At 41.5% G+C, this 17,357-nt stretch carries 15 protein-coding genes; 14 read left to right on the top strand and 1 reads right to left on the bottom strand.

Annotated features, from left to right (window positions below; translation table 11 throughout):
- The first annotated feature begins 2 nt into the window (after positions 1-2).
- The 14 genes from G631_RS0101885 to carB all read left to right on the top strand — a co-directional run bounded on the left by G631_RS0101885 (position 3) and on the right by carB (position 15,602).
- Positions 3-1,826, top strand: coding sequence for a leucine-rich repeat protein (locus G631_RS0101885; protein WP_026487997.1), 1,824 nt, complete (start codon positions 3-5; stop codon positions 1,824-1,826).
- On the top strand, positions 1,823-2,752 hold the full coding sequence (locus tag G631_RS0101880; RefSeq protein WP_026487996.1) for a DUF1848 domain-containing protein: 930 nt from the start codon (positions 1,823-1,825) through the stop codon (positions 2,750-2,752). The genes G631_RS0101885 and G631_RS0101880 overlap by 4 nt, the downstream gene beginning before the upstream one ends.
- Positions 2,753-2,815: 63 nt before the next feature.
- Positions 2,816-3,430 (top strand): MBL fold metallo-hydrolase, encoded by a 615-nt coding sequence (locus G631_RS0101875; RefSeq protein WP_026487995.1) that lies wholly within the window; start codon positions 2,816-2,818, stop codon positions 3,428-3,430.
- 320 nt (positions 3,431-3,750) lie between these two features.
- A complete protein-coding gene (locus G631_RS0101870; RefSeq protein WP_026487994.1) occupies positions 3,751-5,295 on the top strand; it encodes an ATP-binding cassette domain-containing protein in 1,545 nt (514 codons plus the stop codon).
- Complete coding sequence (locus G631_RS0101865) at positions 5,288-5,755, top strand: GNAT family N-acetyltransferase (protein ID WP_026487993.1); 468 nt, start codon at positions 5,288-5,290, stop codon at positions 5,753-5,755. Before G631_RS0101870 ends, G631_RS0101865 begins: the two co-directional genes overlap by 8 nt.
- Before the next feature lie 39 nt (positions 5,756-5,794).
- Entirely contained in the window at positions 5,795-6,661 is an 867-nt protein-coding gene (locus G631_RS0101860; protein WP_026487992.1) for an aminoglycoside 6-adenylyltransferase, read from the top strand.
- A complete protein-coding gene (locus G631_RS0101855; protein ID WP_026487991.1) occupies positions 6,648-7,277 on the top strand; it encodes an alpha/beta hydrolase-fold protein in 630 nt (209 codons plus the stop codon). Before G631_RS0101860 ends, G631_RS0101855 begins: the two co-directional genes overlap by 14 nt.
- Positions 7,278-7,295: 18 nt before the next feature.
- Positions 7,296-8,174 carry an SPL family radical SAM protein gene (locus tag G631_RS0101850; RefSeq protein WP_026487990.1) on the top strand — a complete coding sequence of 293 codons (879 nt, stop codon included), beginning with the start codon at positions 7,296-7,298 and terminating at the stop codon, positions 8,172-8,174.
- Positions 8,171-8,953: an HD domain-containing protein gene (locus tag G631_RS0101845; RefSeq protein ID WP_026487989.1), complete on the top strand. Its 783-nt coding sequence runs from the start codon at positions 8,171-8,173 to the stop codon at positions 8,951-8,953. Before G631_RS0101850 ends, G631_RS0101845 begins: the two co-directional genes overlap by 4 nt.
- Before the next feature lie 83 nt (positions 8,954-9,036).
- Complete coding sequence (locus tag G631_RS0101840) at positions 9,037-10,332, top strand: helix-turn-helix domain-containing protein (RefSeq protein WP_026487988.1); 1,296 nt, start codon at positions 9,037-9,039, stop codon at positions 10,330-10,332.
- A 279-nt stretch (positions 10,333-10,611) separates the two neighbouring features.
- Positions 10,612-10,791 (top strand): hypothetical protein, encoded by a 180-nt coding sequence (locus tag G631_RS0101835; protein ID WP_026487987.1) that lies wholly within the window; start codon positions 10,612-10,614, stop codon positions 10,789-10,791.
- Position 10,792: 1 nt separating this feature from the next.
- A complete protein-coding gene (locus G631_RS0101830; protein WP_026487986.1) occupies positions 10,793-11,353 on the top strand; it encodes an AAA family ATPase in 561 nt (186 codons plus the stop codon).
- Between the two features lie 241 nt (positions 11,354-11,594).
- Positions 11,595-12,188: a low molecular weight protein-tyrosine-phosphatase gene (locus G631_RS0101825; RefSeq protein ID WP_026487985.1), complete on the top strand. Its 594-nt coding sequence runs from the start codon at positions 11,595-11,597 to the stop codon at positions 12,186-12,188.
- A 165-nt stretch (positions 12,189-12,353) separates the two neighbouring features.
- Positions 12,354-15,602, top strand: coding sequence for a carbamoyl-phosphate synthase large subunit (gene carB, locus G631_RS0101820; RefSeq protein ID WP_026487984.1), 3,249 nt, complete (start codon positions 12,354-12,356; stop codon positions 15,600-15,602).
- 94 nt (positions 15,603-15,696) lie between these two features.
- Here the strand turns inward: carB and G631_RS0101815 are convergent, their stop codons facing one another.
- On the bottom strand, positions 15,697-17,274 hold the full coding sequence (locus G631_RS0101815) for a helicase HerA-like domain-containing protein (RefSeq protein ID WP_026487983.1): 1,578 nt from the start codon (positions 17,272-17,274) through the stop codon (positions 15,697-15,699).
- Positions 17,275-17,357: the final 83 nt, after the last annotated feature.

Raw genomic sequence — 17,357 nt, 5'->3', positions numbered from 1 at the left:
GTATGAGAAAAAAGTTATGGGGTGTTACAATGTCTACGCTGTGTGCTGTAGTATCAGCAGCCACAGTCTTTTCTTCAACAGTTTCTTACGCTTCTGAAAATTCAAGCGAAATTACAACTGAAGATGAAATCGAAGCCGAAAGTGATGAGGCTAGCGAGGCTGCTAGAGAGAACTCCGAGGATGAGGTGAAGGAGGAAAACAATATTGTCTTATCTGAGGTAGACGAGACTGAGACGGATGGTGAGAAGCTGGCAGACTCTACGGAAGTCAAAGAGGAAGTGGTTTTAGAGAAAGCTGGGGAAGAAGCGAAGGATGATACAGCCTCTTTAAAGGGCACTGAGAATGAAGATAATATTTCATGGGCTTACGACACCAAGACCAACACTCTTACAATCAGTGGTTCTGGTGCAATAGGAGATTTTGACAGCAATAAAGATCAGCCCTGGTATAGCTACAGAACAAAGGCAAAATATGTTGTTATAGAAGAAGGTATAACAAGAATTGGCAAAAGAAGCTTTGCTGACTTTAATAACTACTCATCCACAATTGGCGGAAGAGTTGAGTTTACATTTCCTTCTACATTAAAGTCAATTGGAGCTTATGCTTTTAACTATGCAAGCACTTTTGATGATTTTGTGATTCCTGAAAGTGTTACAGAAATTGAGTCTTATGCACTGGCAAATGCTCGAATCAATGGACGCCTATATATAAAAGCACCAGTTAAAAAACTTGAAGCAAATAGCTTTAATGGTATTCAGGTTAATAAGGTTTTCTTTCCTGATACACTTGAAGAGATTGGAGAAAAGGCATTTTGTAATGCACTTAGTATAAGGGACGTGACTTTCCCTGCAAGCGTTAAGAAGATTGAATCAAAGGCTTTTTCTATAAAAGCTCTTAAAACTGTTAAGTTTGATGGCGAAGCTCCTGAAATAGCAGAAGATGCTTTTAAAGGTGCAGTTAAGAACTTGACTGTTACATATGACGGAAGTAAGAGATCTTTTAGGGACGTTACAGCAGACAGGCTTGGTATGGCTGATCTTGATCCTGTGCTTACTCCTGAGTATCCAGATAAGGAATGCACTGTTTCTTTTGCCTTTGAATCAGATAAATACAAGGATGTAGTAGTTCCAGAGCAGATAGTTAGATGTGGCCAGTACGTAGCAGCACCAGATCTTTCAGGCATATCTTTTGCAGAGGGTGCTTACCCAGTGTTTGGACTGTACTATACATCTGATGGCGAGGCTGTTTATTCTGAAGCACTTTCAAGTGTAGAGAATATACTGATCACAGAGGACACTACTGTTAAGATCATAGTTGAGGGCGAGCCTTCAGAACCTGACGAGCCTGAAATTCCAACACCCGAAAATCCGGAGACACCTGACACTAATAATAAGCTTGTAGAAAAGTGGGGATCAACCTACTATATTTCTGAGGATGGAACAAAACTCACAGGCTTCCAGACTATAGATGGCCATGATTACTATTTTAACGACAGGGGTGTTATGCAGAAACAGACCTGGATAACTGTAGATGGCGTAACCTATTATGCTGATGCAGAGGGAGCTCTTTTAAAGAACTGCATGCTTACTAAATGGGGCCAGACATATGTACTTGATGAAAACGGCGCTATGCTGACAGGCTTTATCTCTTTTGACGGCAAAGACTACTATGCTAATGAAAAGGGACATCTTGCCAAGCAGACTTTTTTCCATGTGGATGGCAGCAAGTATTATGCAAAGGGCGACTTTACTCTTGCCAAGAACGAGATCATTACAAAGTGGGGCAAGAAATATACTTTTGATGAAAATGGACGAATTGTTGAATGATCATTAATACAGGACAGAGGACGGATATTCCAGCCTTTTACCCAAAGTGGCTGGCAAACAGGTTTAAAGAGCAGATAGTATGTGTGAGAAATCCTTTTAATCCGGAGATGGTCAGCAGATTCAGGCTGAGCCCGGAAACGGTGGACGTAATAGGCTTTTGCTCTAAGAGCCCGGCACCATTTTTTGAATATATGGATATTATCAGGGATTATGGGCAGTACTGGTTTGTCACCATAACTCCTTATGGGAGAGATATTGAGCCCAATGTCCCTGATAAACATAAGATATTGGAGGACTTTAAAACTCTTTCAAAAATGGTTGGAGTAAACTGCATAGGCTGGAGATATGATCCGATTCTTGTTACTGACAGATACACAACAGAGTACCATTTAAAGGCTTTTGAGCAGATGGCGGCTTCTCTTTCTGGCTACACCAATACTGTAGTTATCAGCTTTATTGATCTGTACGAGAAGGTTAAAAGAAATTTCCCGGAGGCAAGGGCTGTTTCAAGGCAGGACCAGCATTTTCTTGGGAAAGAAATGATAGAGATTGCAAGGGACTATGGTATGGTCGTAAAGCCCTGCGGAGAAGGGCAGTTTTTGGCAGAATATGGTGCTGATTGTAGTGGCTGCATGACAATTGCAACCTATGAAAAGGCTATTGGACAAAGACTTATTGTTCCAAACAAAAAACCTGCCAGAAAGGAGTGCGCCTGCTATTTATCTGGTGACATCGGCGCCTATGACAGTTGCGGACATCTGTGCCGATATTGCTACGCCAATAATGACATAGAAGCCGTAAAGAGAAACATGAAATTACATGATCCTAAGTCACCCTTCCTGATCGGTAATTATAGAGAGGGCGACATCATTCACGATGTGAAGATGGAGTCCTATATTGATAATCAGCTATACTTTATTTTGTGAATGAATTGCCGTAGAGCTTTTGCTATAATTAAGATAAACTAGGCTTGATTGGAGGGACAGAACATGGCAGCAACACTACTATATCAGGGACATGCAAGTGTCAGAATTGTCACAGATGATAAGAAGGTTATCTACATTGATCCCTTTATGGGTGATGGGTACGACCTTCCTGCAGATCTTATTCTAATGACACATGATCATTATGATCATGTCCAGGATAAGCTTATTTCAAAAAGAAATGATGGCTGCAGAGCTATAAAGTGGTCAGATGCTCTATTTGGTGGCCAGCATAATGATTACAAGCTGGGTTATGTTCACGTTGAAAGTGTGGAGGCAGGGTACAACAAGAACCATGATGCTTCAGAGTGTGTGGGATTTATACTTACCTTTCCTGATGGGATACAGGTTTATTTTTCCGGGGACACATCTACAACACCGCATATGACAAGGCTGGAATCCAGAACGCTTGATTATGCCTTTTTGTGCTGTGATGGCGTTTACAATATGAACGTAGATGAGGCCTCGAGGTGCGCCAAAATTATTGGCGCGAGGCACAATATACCTTATCACATGGAACCAGTTAAAGATAAGACCGGCTTTGATATTAAGGTCGCTGAGAGATTTGATGGACCGGGCAAGATAATACTAAGGCCCGGAGAAGAACTGGAACTTGTTTGACAGGATAAAATTATATTGCAACTGTTTGTGACCAATGCTATCATGAAAATGGTTTAATAATATAAAGAAAGAGCGCTTGGCGTTTAGGTGAAGGAATGTTTATTAGATAATTTAGCTTGAGTGAACACTATTATTTTTTTATAGCTGCTTATGCGGCTGTTTTGTGTACGCTTAAACTAGATTATCATGCATTTTTAGCCTAACTGTTTTAGTTGGTTTATTTGTGTGAGTCTATTTTGCGTATGCGAAATAGACTCATTTTTATGATACGAGGAAATCGTCATAGGAGCGGCATTAAGCAGCGGAATTGGAGGCGATATATGCTGCAGATTAAGGACTTGACTATAACACATCGCAAAGATTTAAGGATTATACTTGAAAAATTTAATATGACTTTAAACGACGGAGATAAAGCGGTTATTATTGGAGAAGAAGGAAATGGAAAATCTACTCTTATGAAGTGGATTTATGATCCGCAGATGGCTGAAGAGTACACGGAATGCGAGGGAGAACTGATAACTGCTGGAGAAGTGATGAGGTATCTTCCCCAGGAGCTGCCTGATGCAGACAAAAGAAAATCTCTTTATGAGTACTTCTCAGAGGGAGATCTCTTTTTTGACAAGGATCCAAAAAAACTATCAGAACTAGCCAAGGAATTTAATGTTCCGATTGATTTTTTTTATAGCGAACAGAGCATGGGGAGCCTCTCTGGTGGTGAGAAGGTAAAGGCCCAGTTATTAAGGATTATAATCGATAAGCCGTCAGTTCTTTTGCTGGACGAGCCGTCAAACGATATCGATATCAGTACGCTGGAATTGTTGGAAAAACTAATAAATGGGTGGAAGCAAATAGTTCTTTTTATATCCCATGATGAGACCCTTATCGAGAATACTGCGAATGTGGTGATACATATTGAGCAGATCATGAGGAAAACTAAGAGCAGGTACACTATTGTCAGGGATGGCTACAAGAATTATATAGAGAAAAGAGCCGAAAACTTCCAGAGGCAGGAACAGCAGGCGTTAAATGACAGACGAGCCAAGAAAATCAGAGATGAAAAATACAAAAGAGTGTATGATTCCGTAGATAGTGCTCTTGCCAATATTTCAAAAGGAGCTAGAGATGCACCAGGTAAAAACCTGAAAGACAAGATGCACACTGTTAAGGCCATGGGAAAGCGCTTTACAAAAGAAGATGAGAACATGACCAAGATGCCCGAGCAGGAAGAAGCAATATTTTTTAAGCTGGGGTCTGATGATGCCAGGATGCCTGTTGGAAAGACGGTTATTGAGTATCAGCTTGATGAGCTTAGGACTCCGGATGATACAAAGGTTTTGGCAAAAGATATATTTCTGAGAGTCAGAGGCCCTGAGAAAATCTGCATTGTTGGAACTAATGGAGCAGGAAAGACGACACTCCTTAAAAAGATGGCCAAGGAACTACTATCAAGGAGCGATATAAAGGCTCAGTACATGCCACAAAACTATGAGGAACTTCTTGACCTTGATGTGACGCCTGTGGAGTTTCTAGATGAAACAGGAGATAAAGAAGTACGGACCCGCATCAGGACTTACCTTGGGTCACTTAAATATACAGCGGATGAGATGGACCACCCTATAAGAGAGTTGTCGGGCGGGCAAAAAGCAAAGGTGCTTCTACTAAAGATGAGCTTATCTGATGCAAATGTTCTAATCCTAGATGAGCCTACAAGAAACTTTTCGCCGCTCTCTGGACCAGTTATTAGGAAGATGATAGCTCTTTTCCCAGGGGCTGTGATCAGCATTTCACATGACAGAAAGTTTATTGATGAGGTTTGTACAACAGTATATACACTAACAGAGAAGGGGCTTTATAAAAATGAGTGAATATAAATATTGTAATCTTAGAGAAAAACAGAAATTAAAGGAAACTGCAGCCAATTGGTTTCATGAAAAATGGGGCGTTCCTAAAGAGGCTTATCTAGAGTGTATGGAGGCGTATCTTAAGGGTGATACGGAGTATGGCTGGTATTTGTGCCTTGATGGTGACAAGATAGTTGGTGGCCTTGGTGTTATAGACAATGATTTTCATGACAGAAAGGATCTTACGCCCAATATTTGCGCTGTGTACACAGAAGAGGAGTATAGGTGTCAGGGAATTGCGGGTGTGTTGCTTAATATGGCGGTTGAGAATCTGAAAACCAAAGGAATTACGCCAGTTTATCTTGTTACGGATCATGTGGGATTCTACGAGCGATATGGCTGGGAGTTCTTCTGCATGGCACAGGGCGATGGAGAACCTGAAATGACTAGACTCTATATGCACTCTTGTAAGGAAACTTTCTGAGAAATATACTGATTATAAGGCTATATGTTAGGAGAAAATATGAAAACATACGATGAAATGTTTGAACTTATCATAAAAACAGCTAAAGAGGACGAGAGAATTCGTGCGGCGACAATGGAAGGCTCTGCGGTTACACCAGGTGCAGTCCGGGATGATTTTTCGGATTTTGACATTACTTTTTTTGTCTCAGATATTAGAGAATTCACTTCTGACAAAGATTACATGAAAAGATTTGGAGACATCCTGATCATGCAGACTCCGGATGACTGGTATATGGAACCTTATGATTACGACGGGAAGAACCGATTCGCATATCTTACACAATACAAGGACGGCAACAGGATTGATCTGACTTTTATAGATGTTTCACAGATTGGAAAACAGAAAGGTTTTAATGAGCCTAGAACAATACTCATAAACAAAGACGGATTTTCTGAGTTAAAAGAGATTACATCTGGCGATATATTTTTTGTCAAAATGCCAAGTGAGTTTGAATTCTTTAACACTGTAAATGAATTTAGATGGGTCAGTAATTATGCCACAAAGGGGCTTTGTAGGCATCAGTTTTACTATGCCAGATATTCCATAGAACATTTGATGATGAATATGTTCATGAAGATGTTAAACTGGAAGGTTGGTATCGATAATGACTTCAAGATAACCACCGGTTCTTTTTCCAAGTATCTTAGCAAATATCTCACGGAAGAAGAGATGAAGCGCTTTGAAGGGATTTTCGCAGGCGGAACCTATGAAGATATGTGGGATAAGCTATTTCTCATGTATGATTACTTTGAAGACTTATCAATTTACGTTGCTGACAAACTTGGATTTTCACTTGACCTTGAAGAATCCCGGAATGTACGGGACTTCATGCAGAAGAGACACGAAAGCTATGAAAACATATGAATTTGGAAATGAAAAAGCCAACATTGTTCTGATCCAGCCAGTTGATGATCACGACCTTGAAGGAATAGAAAAAGAATTTGCGGCAATCTCCAGTAGCTGCGGTATGAGTGTGCGCCTGATTGCTGTCAGGATAAATAATTGGAACAATGATCTTTCCCCTTGGGAAGCGCCGGCAGTATTTGGAAAAGAGAACTTTGGCAGTAGTGCAGCAAAGACTCTTAGCGAATTAGTCACGCTATGCAAGGACAAAGGCAAAAGATATTTCATTGGCGGTTATTCGCTCGCTGGCCTATTTGCCTTGTGGGCAGCTTATCAGACGGATATTTTTGAAGGTGTTGCGGCTGCTTCCCCTTCCATGTGGTTTCCGGGCTTTTATGATTATATGAAAAAGAATGAGATTAAAACGGATACAGTTTACCTGAGCCTTGGCGATAGGGAAGAAAAGGCACGTAATCCCGTAATGGCAACTGTAGGTGCCAGAATACGTGAAGCAGAAGAACTGCTAAAAGAAAAAGGCGTAGACTGCGTCCTTGAGTGGAACGAGGGTAATCATTTTAAAGATGCTGACATTAGGACAGCCAAGGCATTTGCCTGGGTTCTGAATACAAAAAACTAAAAAGAGGATTTTGTAAATATGCATTTTGTTAACGCAAAAGGAATTTTGACGAAGAATTCAGGATTTACAGGAATGAACATATATCGCGGCTGCAGTCACGGATGCATCTATTGTGATAGTAGAAGCAAATGTTATCAGTTTACGCATCCTTTTGAAGATATAGAAGTGAAGCAAAACGCGCCAGAACTTCTAGAAGCGGCATTAAGATCCAAAAGAAAAAAGTGTATGATCGGTACAGGTTCGATGTCCGACCCTTATATGCACTGCGAGGAAAACTTGAGGTTGACGAGAAGGTGTTTTGAGATTATTTTGCAATATGGTTTTGGAGCCGCAGTTATAACCAAGTCGGATCGCATTCTTCAGGACCTGGATCTCCTTGATGAAATCAATAAAAGAGCTAAATGTGTAGTGCAGATCACGCTTACAACCTATGATGACGAGTTATGCAAGATTATTGAGCCTAATGTTTGTAACACAAAGCGCCGTATCCAGGTACTTAAAAAGATGCAGGAAAGAGGAATACCAACTGTTGTATGGCTGTGTCCAATCTTGCCTTATATCAATGATACCATGGATAATCTGACTGCAATCTTAAATGAATGCGCAGATGCGGGCGTTAAAGGAATCATCAATTTCGGAATGGGGCTGACACTTAGAGAAGGTGATCGCGAGTATTACTATGCGGCACTTGATAAGCATTTCCCTGGGCTGAAGGAGAAGTATATAAAAAAATATGGTAATTCTTATAACCTTGTAAGCCCCAATGCTAAGGAACTTACAGAAGCTTTTTATGAAATTTGCCAAAAGAACAAGATCATTTGCAAACCGGAGGAATGCTTTCAGTATATAAACGAATTACCAGAAAAATATGAGCAGATGAGGTTATTTGATTTATGAAAATAGATAGACAAAAAGTTAGAGAGCAGTTTGCAGCGTATACAAGGAATTATGATCCAAATGATCCTAAGATAGCGCTTAAGATAGCTCATACATATAGAGTGGCAGATAATTGTGAGAAAATAGCAGTGAGTTTGAGCCTTACCGAAGAGGAGATCGAGTTTGCGTGGCTGTCAGGAATGTTACATGATATTGGCAGATTTGAGCAGGTCAAAAGATATAACACCTTCATAGACTCTGAATCAGTAGACCATGCAGAATTTGGTGCGAATCTTCTTTTTGGAGATGAAGGGCTTATTACAGAATATGCTGATTTTAGGTCATGGGACAATGAACTTGAAACTGTTATCAGACAGCATAATAAGTACAGGATAGACGAATCTATTTCTGGAAAAACACTTATCTTTTGCAATATCTTAAGAGATGCTGACAAGGTTGATATCCTGAGAGTGAATGTAGAAACTCCCATGGAGGAAATTTACAACGTAACTGAGGATGTATTATTCAATGCAGGTGTTTCTGAAAAGGTCATGGAGCAGGTCAGGGAGCATCATGCAGTAAATCGCGATATCATGGATTCGCCTGCTGAACATCTGATTGGTCATATAGCTCTTGCCTTTGAACTTGTATATCCAAAGAGCTGGGAACTAGCCAGGAAGCAAGGATATCTTTATAAAATGTTTGAATTTCCAACAAGAAATGCCAGCACCAAAAAGGCGCTGGCAGAATCGAGAACTGAGCTTGAAAGTTTTTATTCGCTAAGGATGCGCAATAAATAGCAAAAACGGAAATACTATTATGATGATAGAAGACTAAGATTGGTGTGTAGCTACGAAATATCACAGAAAGGAGGAAACTGCGTATGGTCAGGGAGATGATCCAGAAAACATTGGATTATGTTGATAGCAACATAAAAGAAGACATTACTGCGGAAGAACTAGCTGAAGTTGCGGGATATTCCGTTTTTCACTTTTACAGATTGTTCCAATCAGCTGTTGGAATACCGGTTATGCAGTACGTTTTAAGGAGAAAGCTCTTGTATGTTATCTATGAGATAGGCTTGGAACGAAAGAAAAACGAAGTGGTTTACGAGTATGGTTTCGAAACATATTCGGGCTTCTACAGAGCTTTTATCCGCGAGATCGGATATACTCCGGCGCAGTACCTCCGGGAATATAAGGCAAAAAGACCTTATAAGATTAATATTTTTCAGGAGGAACACATCATGGTCAGTAATAAGTTGATTTTTGAAGTGTTGATAAATTGGGGGCTTCAGAGAGAGCGCGTGTCAGATATCGTATTTTCGGAAACTGGAGAGATCAGCGACTGCGCAAAGTATGTAGGGAGCAATATGGTAATTAAGTATACGGCAAATCTTGGTTCGGCGAAGAAGGCGATAGAGATTTCCAAGGCACTTAACAGTGTTGGACTTACTGCTCCGTCGGTTATTCCGACTATTGATGGTAAAGAATATGTTACAGTCGGAGAACTCTACTTTACGCTTACAAGGAAGGTTGAAGGCGAGAGAGTTATGGCGAGCGGGCTTTATCTTGACGATTATAAAGAAAAAGCACGTTTTATCGGGGAAATCGTTGGACAATTGGATCTTGCGCTTGCCAAGATAGATACGATTGCGGATGAAGCGGACTTAGGAAAGAGTGTCAGGGAGTGGGCGGTCCCGGCCTTGAAGGGTAAAATCGATATGAATCCGGAAGCTATGGAGAAATATGCAGCGCAGTTTTGTGATCTCTATAGGGCTTTGCCGCGCCAGGTGATTCATAGGGATCCGAATCCGAGCAATATTATCCTGGCGAAGGACAAGTGGGGATTTATTGATTTTGAACTAAGCGAGGAAAACGCCCGGATATTTGATCCATGTTATGCGGCAACAGCTATACTGTCAGAGACTTTTGAAGAAGGAAACGAAAATAAGTTACTTACCTGGGTAGAAGTCATGAAAGAAATCATGTACGGATATGACAGTGTTGTAAAAATGACGGATGCGGAAAAGAAGGCTGTTCCATATATGATATTGGCAAATCAGTTTGTGTCTACAGCTTTCTTTGCTGAGAAAGATAAGTACGAGGAACTGTACAGGACAAACAAGGCTATGACTGAATGGATTGGCACAAATATGGACAAATTGAGTATATCTTAATTAGAAGTTAGATGTCCTTAATTTGGATCAGCTTAAAGATAATCTGGAACTTACGAATGAAATAAAAGACAACTAGATATAACGTTGTTTACAGGAAGGCTGTCACCGTGAAGGGTAAAGTTGATAAAGGATAAGCTGGATTATTTAGGGATGGCGCAGTATTAACGTGTTTTTGTGCATAGGAGACTACCAAAAAACTACTCTTGGGTTGATTGAAAATTGTTTCCAACATTATGAATAATATTTATGGTAAAATATAGCAAATGCGAGGTAAATGCTATGTGTGATGTTAAGAAATATGGAGAAATTTACAAGGAAATAATAAAGCTTAATGCTCAAGATACATTACAGCTTGTGCTAGAGAGCGAGACAGAAGACGAGAAGGATTTCTATGAGATGATAGGAGATTATCTTCTTCAAAAAAAGCAGCAAGAAGTACTAGAGAGGAATACAAACTGAAATGAAAAAGTACACTATTGTTGCTGGCGTCAACGGAGCGGGAAAAACTACTCTTTATGATGCAGAACAGCTTCAGAAATCTGAATATAGAGTTAATGCTGATGAAATATTAGTAGAAGCTGGCGGTGATTGGAGGAATGCCTCTGACGTGATGAATGCTGGTAGAACAGCAGTAGAGAGGTTAAAGCATTATATAGAGGATGGTGTAAGCTTTAATCAGGAGACAACGCTTTGTGGCAATTCTATTCTTAATAATATCGCAAAGGCGAGAGATAATGGTTACTTAATTGAGGTGCATTATATTGGACTATCCAGTGCTGAACTAGCAAAAGAAAGAGTTGCGAAAAGAGTTGCTGATGGAGGCCATGGAGTAAGTGAGGCGGATATAGAAAGAAGATATGAGCAATCTTTTAAAAACCTAATAAAGATTATTCCAATATGCAACTTGGTTGCTCTTTATGATAACACTGAAGGGTTTAGGAGATTTGCAATTTATAAAGATGGTGTGCTTGTAAGGAAATCTCATAAAGTTCCGGACTGGTTTGAAAAAGTTTGCATATAATAATGTCGGGTGAAAAGAGGCCATTACGGTCTCTTTTTCATTTCTCCGAATATCTCAAAATCACCACCCCTGCCTTACTACTTTTTGACTACTTTTCATGTCCATGATTTTCCTAGATATTCCTATTTATTACACAAACTGTGATATGATAGTTCTGTCACCGTGATATGTGAACACAATTTCTATCCCACAACGGTGCGCATTACAGGGAATAACCCAGAATTTCAAGGAGCAAAGATAAATGATAAGAATTTTATTCGTCTGCCACGGCAACATATGCCGTTCTACAATGGCAGAGTTTATTATGAAGGATATAGTTAACAAACAGGGCCTGGCAGAGGCCTTTCACATAGAGTCTTCTGCGACGCACACAGATGAAATATGGAATGGTGTTGGAAGCCCGGTGTATCCGCCTGCAAGAGCCAAGCTTAGAGAGCACGGGATCGGGACTGATGATAATGAGCTTGGAGTTAGTCAGAAGAGAGCAAGGCTTACTTCCAGAGCTGACTATGATAAGTTTGATTTTATAATTGGGATGGATAGCGCTAACATTAGGAATCTGAATGGAATCTTTGGCGGTGATCCGGACAATAAGGTACACAAGATGCTGGAGTTTGCTGGAAGAGATGGTGATGTGGCTGACCCCTGGTATACAGGGAACTTTGATGCCACCTGGAAAGACTGCAGCGAAGGCTGCCATGGACTCTTTAGACAGATCCTGACAACTCCTGAATATGCAAAAGAATTGTCTCTGGCTGATGATGATAATGATGCAGATGATGAGACTTTTGATGCGAGGGATAACCTTAAATACGATGATTTCCCCAGGGGGTGATTATCCTTAAAATCATAGTAGTTACTGGATTTAGAATATTTCTGGAAAAAAAATATATTCTTATTGCGAAAAAATATTCCTGATTTGGGAATATTTTTTTCTTGTGCAAATGGCATCATGCATATAAAATGGATGAGATGGTAAAATGAATAACGGAGGAGCAATATGGCACAAAGAACTGATATACACAAAGTTTTGATTATCGGCTCGGGACCGATAGTTATTGGGCAGGCGTGCGAATTTGACTATTCGGGCACGCAGGCATGCAAGGCTCTTAAGAGTCTCGGGTATGAAATTGTTTTAGTTAACTCCAATCCAGCGACGATTATGACTGATCCGGAAATGGCGGATAAGACATATATCGAACCACTTAATGTGGAACGCGTAGCTGCAGTTATTGAAAAGGAAAGGCCAGATGCTCTACTACCTAATCTTGGTGGTCAGTCAGGCCTTAATCTTTGTTCTGAATTATACAAGGCCGGAATTCTCGACAAATTCAACGTAAAAGTTATAGGTGTCCAGGTTGACGCAATTGAGCGTGGCGAGGACAGAACAGAATTTAAAAAGACAATGGACATGCTTGGCATTGAAATGGCTCGTTCCAAGGCTTGTTACAGTATAGAAGAAGCTCTTGCAGAAGCTGATGAGCTTGGATATCCTGTTGTACTTCGTCCTGCTTATACTATGGGCGGCGCAGGCGGCGGCCTTGTCTATAACAAGGAAGAGCTTCAGACAGTATGCGCAAGAGGCCTTCAGGCGTCTATTATTCACCAGGTTCTTGTTGAGGAGTCAATCCTTGGCTGGGAAGAACTTGAGCTTGAGGTTGTTCGTGACAAGGACAACAACATGATAACTGTCTGCTTCATTGAGAACGTTGACCCTGTTGGCGTTCATACTGGTGATTCCTTCTGCACAGCTCCAATGCTGACTATCTCTGAAGATCTGCAGAAAGAGCTTCAGCGTCAGGCCTACAAGATTGTTGAGCACATCGGCGTTATTGGTGGAACCAACGTTCAGTTTGCTCACGACCCTAAGACAGGCCGTATTATTGTTATTGAGATCAATCCACGTACTTCACGTTCTTCAGCCCTTGCTAGTAAGGCTACAGGCTTCCCTATTGCCCTTGTTTCAGCCAAACTCGCTACAGGACTTACTCTTTCAGAACTTCCTGATTCTAAATTCGGTACCCTTGATAAATACGTTCCAAATGGCGACTACGTTGTAGTTAAGTTTGCCCGCTGGGCCTTTGAGAAATTCAGAGGTGTAGAGGATAAGCTTGGCACACAGATGAGAGCTGTGGGCGAAGTTATGAGTATCGGCAAGAACTTCAAAGAGGCTTTCCAAAAGGCAATCAGATCCCTTGAGAAGGACCGCTATGGCCTTGGCTGCATCAAGAAGTTCGAGGAAATGGACAAGAATGAGCTATTAAGACTCCTTAAGGATGCTTCCTCAGAGAGATACTTCCTTATGTATGAAGCTATGAAGAAGGGCGTTACAACTTCTGAACTTCATGAGATTACTAAGGTCAAGGATTACTTCTTAAATGAGATCAAGGAGCTTGTTGAGGAAGAGAAAGCTCTTTTGACTGAGTTTAAGGGAACTGTTCCGGCAAAAGAAATACTGATAAAAGCCAAAAAAGATGGCTTCTCAGATAAGTACCTCTCAAAGCTTCTTGGAGTGTCTGAGGATGATATCAGAAATAAGAGACAGGAAGCTGGCCTTTTAGAAAACTGGGATGGCGTTCATGTTTATGGCACAGATGGAAGTGCATATTACTACTCAACTTATCAGGATGAGAGCGCTCTTGAGCATCCTATGAAGCTTGCAGAGGGTGACAACAAGAAAATCATGATCCTGGGCGGTGGACCAAACAGAATCGGTCAGGGTATCGAGTTTGATTACTGCTGCGTTCATGCTGCTATGGCCCTCAAGAAGCTGGGCTTTGAGACAATTATTGTAAACTGTAACCCTGAGACAGTATCTACAGATTATGACACATCAGATAAGCTCTACTTTGAGCCACTTACACTTGAAGATGTACTTCAGATTTATCGCAAGGAGAAGCCTCTCGGCGTAATTGCCCAGTTCGGCGGTCAGACACCTCTTAACCTTGCAGCCAAGCTCAAGGAAGAAGGCGTCAACATTTTAGGCACAACTCCAGAAGTTATTGATCTTGCAGAAGATAGAGACCAGTTCCGCATGATGATGGATAAGCTTGGAATCCCAATGGCAGAGGCAGGCATGGCGTCAGATGTAGAGGGAGCCAAAGAGATTGCGGCCCGCATCGGATATCCTGTTATGGTTCGTCCTTCATTTGTATTGGGCGGCCGCGGAATGGAAATTGTAAGATGCGAAGAGCAGATGGAAGAGTACATGAGAGCAGCTGTAGGAGTAACTCCTGACAGACCAATTCTTATAGACAGATTCCTCCATAACGCTCTTGAGTGCGAAGCTGATGCTATAAGCGATGGCCAGCATGCATTTGTTCCTGCAGTAATGGAGCACATTGAGCTTGCAGGTATCCATTCAGGAGACTCAGCTTGTATTATCCCTTCCAAGCACATTTCTGAAAAGCACCTTAAGACAATTGAGGAGTATACCAGAAAGATTGCAGTAGAGATGAATGTAGTTGGTCTTATGAACATGCAGTACGCTATAGAGGACGATACTGTATATGTTCTTGAGGCTAACCCACGTGCGTCTCGAACAGTACCTCTTGTTTCCAAGGTTTGCGGTATCAGAATGGTTCCTGTAGCAACCGACATCATTACATCTCAGCTTACAGGCAGGCCTTCCCCAGTAGCCGACCTTATCGCCAACAAGAAGACAAGCGAACCTCCTTATTATGGGGTAAAAGAGGCAGTGTTCCCATTTAATATGTTCCCAGAAGTTGACCCTGTACTTGGACCAGAAATGCGTTCAACAGGTGAAGTTTTAGGACTTGCAAAGACTCCAGGAGAAGCCTTCTTTAAGGCACAGGAAGCAGCTGGTAGTAGACTCCCTCTTGAAGGCGCAGTTCTAATTTCACTCAATGAAGAAGATAAGCCTCACGCAGTTTGCCTTGCAAAGAGCTTTGTAAGGGATGGCTTTAAGATCTATGCAACAGGTAAGACCTATGAACTTATCACTGAGGCTGGAATTGAAGCAACTAAGATTTTAAAGAACTACGAAGGCGGAAGACCAAACGTAGAAGATATCATCAAAAATGGTGATGTTCAGCTTATTATCAACACCCCAATTGGCCGAGGCGCTGAGCATGATGATGGATACCTTAGAAAAGATGCCATAAAGGCCCGTATTCCATACATCACAACAGTTGCTGCTGGAAAAGCCGCTGCAGAAGGCATTCATGAGGTAAAAGAGAAGGGCTGCGGAAATATCAATTCCCTTCAGGAGTATCACTCACAGCTCTAAGTTTCATCAAAAGAACAAATCGGAAAGAGATCAAAACTCTTTCCGATTTTTTTAGTAAATCAATGCACAGACGAAAACAAATACTTATGCGAGCTTAAGACTTAAATAGTGTTGATAAAAGACCTCTTCCAAGGCTTGCACCAAGGTTTCCGCCAAGAGTCTTACCAAACTTACCGAACTTGCCACCAACAGTTTTACCAACTTCTCGGCCTACAGTTCCGGCAACTGCGTTTCCTACGCTCTTTGCAGCCTGCTTCTTTTTGCGAGCCTCCGCAGCCTCTGCCTTTTCCTTTGCCTTTGCAGCTGCGGCTTCCTCTTTTTCTTTTGCCTTGGCAGCTTCTGCCTCGGCCTTTAGCCTCTCGGCTTCCTGGGCATCAGCAAGTCCCTTTCTCTCAAGAAATTCATAAGCTGAATCAGGATCTACAGGCTCATAATACTTGCTGTAGAGAACGCTGCCCTTGATCTCTTTGTCTCTTGTTGCAGAGTCGATGCTGCCCATAAGAGACTGGGGCGGGAGTATCTTTACTCTTTGAACAACAGAAGGAGTGCCATCTTCCTGCAGGAAGGATACAACAGCTTCGCCGGTTCCAAGCTCCTGGATCACGTCAGCTGTCTTAAATTCAGGGTTCTCTCTAAAGGAGTCTGCAGCAGCCTTTACAGCCTTCATATCTGATGGAGTATAGGCGTGGAGCGCATGCTGAATCTTATTGCCCAGCTGAGCCAGAACACCATCTGGAATATCTCTGGGGTTCTGAGTTACAAAATAAATGCCAACACCCTTGGATCTTATAAGCTTAACAACCTGCTCAATCTTGTCCATAAGAAGCTTTGGAGCATCATCAAATAATAGATGTGCTTCGTCAAAGAAAAATACCATCTTGGGCTTATCAAGGTCTCCAACTTCAGGAAGCGTCTCAAAGAGCTCTGACATCATCCATAGAAGGAATGTGGCGTAGAGCTGGCCATTATTTATAAGGCTTGTGCTATCGAGAATATTGATCATTCCCTTGCCGCCTTCGCCTGTAGCAAACCAGTCTCTTATGTTCAGGGCTGGCTCGAAAAAGAACTTGTCGCCACCAGCAATCTCAAGGGCTACAATAGCGCGGACTATGGCAGCAATAGATACCTTGCTGATATTTCCGTAATCTGCAGCAAATTCCTTGGTGTTCTCTGAGATATAGTTGAGCATAGCCTTTAAATCCTTGGTGTCTACAAGGAGAAGGTTATTGTCATCTGCTATTTTGAAGGTTATTGATAAAATGTCACTTTGAAGGTCATTAAGACCAAGAATCCTGGATAAAAGAAGTGGCCCCATCTCAGAAACAGTTGTGCGAAGCGGAATGCCTTTTTCTCCAAAAACATCCCAAAACACGGCAGGATATTTCTGATATTTAAAGCCAGCTTCATTAAGACCAAATTTCTGAATTCTCTTTTGCATATCCTCTGAATCAGCGCCTTCGAGCACCATTCCGGACAGATCACCCTTGACATCAGCAAGAAATACCGGTACTCCCATGTCACTAAAGGATTCAGCAAGAACCTTAAGAGTTATAGTCTTACCAGTTCCAGTTGCGCCTGCAACAAGACCATGGCGATTGGCCATCTTAGGCAAAAGAAATACATTTTCTCCGTTTTCAGTGTTTGCCACCCAAACTTTACCGTCTTTATACATACCTTTCTCCATTCCGCCGCGTAAATACAGCTTTTATATAGAGATAATTATAATACTATTTTATTTGTTTATGTTGATTGATG

It is taken from the genome of Butyrivibrio sp. XBB1001, assembly GCF_000424505.1.
GTDB lineage: Bacteria > Bacillota > Clostridia > Lachnospirales > Lachnospiraceae > Butyrivibrio.
Note: the sequence above shows the minus strand (reverse complement) of the source record. Positions and strands in the feature narration are given on the sequence as shown.

Bases quoted from the DNA above. Each gene is read 5' to 3' on its own strand.
- G631_RS0101840 (WP_026487988.1), top strand. From the start codon at position 9,037: ATGGTCAGGGAGATGATCCAGAAAACATTGGATTATGTTGATAGCAAC.
- G631_RS0101875 (WP_026487995.1), top strand. From the start codon at position 2,816: ATGGCAGCAACACTACTATATCAGGGACATGCAAGTGTCAGAATTGTC.
- G631_RS0101825 (WP_026487985.1), top strand. From the start codon at position 11,595: ATGATAAGAATTTTATTCGTCTGCCACGGCAACATATGCCGTTCTACA.
- G631_RS0101870 (WP_026487994.1), top strand. From the start codon at position 3,751: ATGCTGCAGATTAAGGACTTGACTATAACACATCGCAAAGATTTAAGG.
- G631_RS0101850 (WP_026487990.1), top strand. From the start codon at position 7,296: ATGCATTTTGTTAACGCAAAAGGAATTTTGACGAAGAATTCAGGATTT.
- G631_RS0101865 (WP_026487993.1), top strand. From the start codon at position 5,288: ATGAGTGAATATAAATATTGTAATCTTAGAGAAAAACAGAAATTAAAG.
- G631_RS0101845 (WP_026487989.1), top strand. From the start codon at position 8,171: ATGAAAATAGATAGACAAAAAGTTAGAGAGCAGTTTGCAGCGTATACA.
- carB (WP_026487984.1), top strand. From the start codon at position 12,354: ATGGCACAAAGAACTGATATACACAAAGTTTTGATTATCGGCTCGGGA.
- G631_RS0101860 (WP_026487992.1), top strand. From the start codon at position 5,795: ATGAAAACATACGATGAAATGTTTGAACTTATCATAAAAACAGCTAAA.
- G631_RS0101815 (WP_026487983.1), bottom strand. From the start codon at position 17,274: ATGTATAAAGACGGTAAAGTTTGGGTGGCAAACACTGAAAACGGAGAA.
- G631_RS0101855 (WP_026487991.1), top strand. From the start codon at position 6,648: ATGAAAACATATGAATTTGGAAATGAAAAAGCCAACATTGTTCTGATC.
- G631_RS0101885 (WP_026487997.1), top strand. From the start codon at position 3: ATGAGAAAAAAGTTATGGGGTGTTACAATGTCTACGCTGTGTGCTGTA.
- G631_RS0101835 (WP_026487987.1), top strand. From the start codon at position 10,612: ATGTGTGATGTTAAGAAATATGGAGAAATTTACAAGGAAATAATAAAG.
- G631_RS0101830 (WP_026487986.1), top strand. From the start codon at position 10,793: ATGAAAAAGTACACTATTGTTGCTGGCGTCAACGGAGCGGGAAAAACT.
- G631_RS0101880 (WP_026487996.1), top strand. From the start codon at position 1,823: ATGATCATTAATACAGGACAGAGGACGGATATTCCAGCCTTTTACCCA.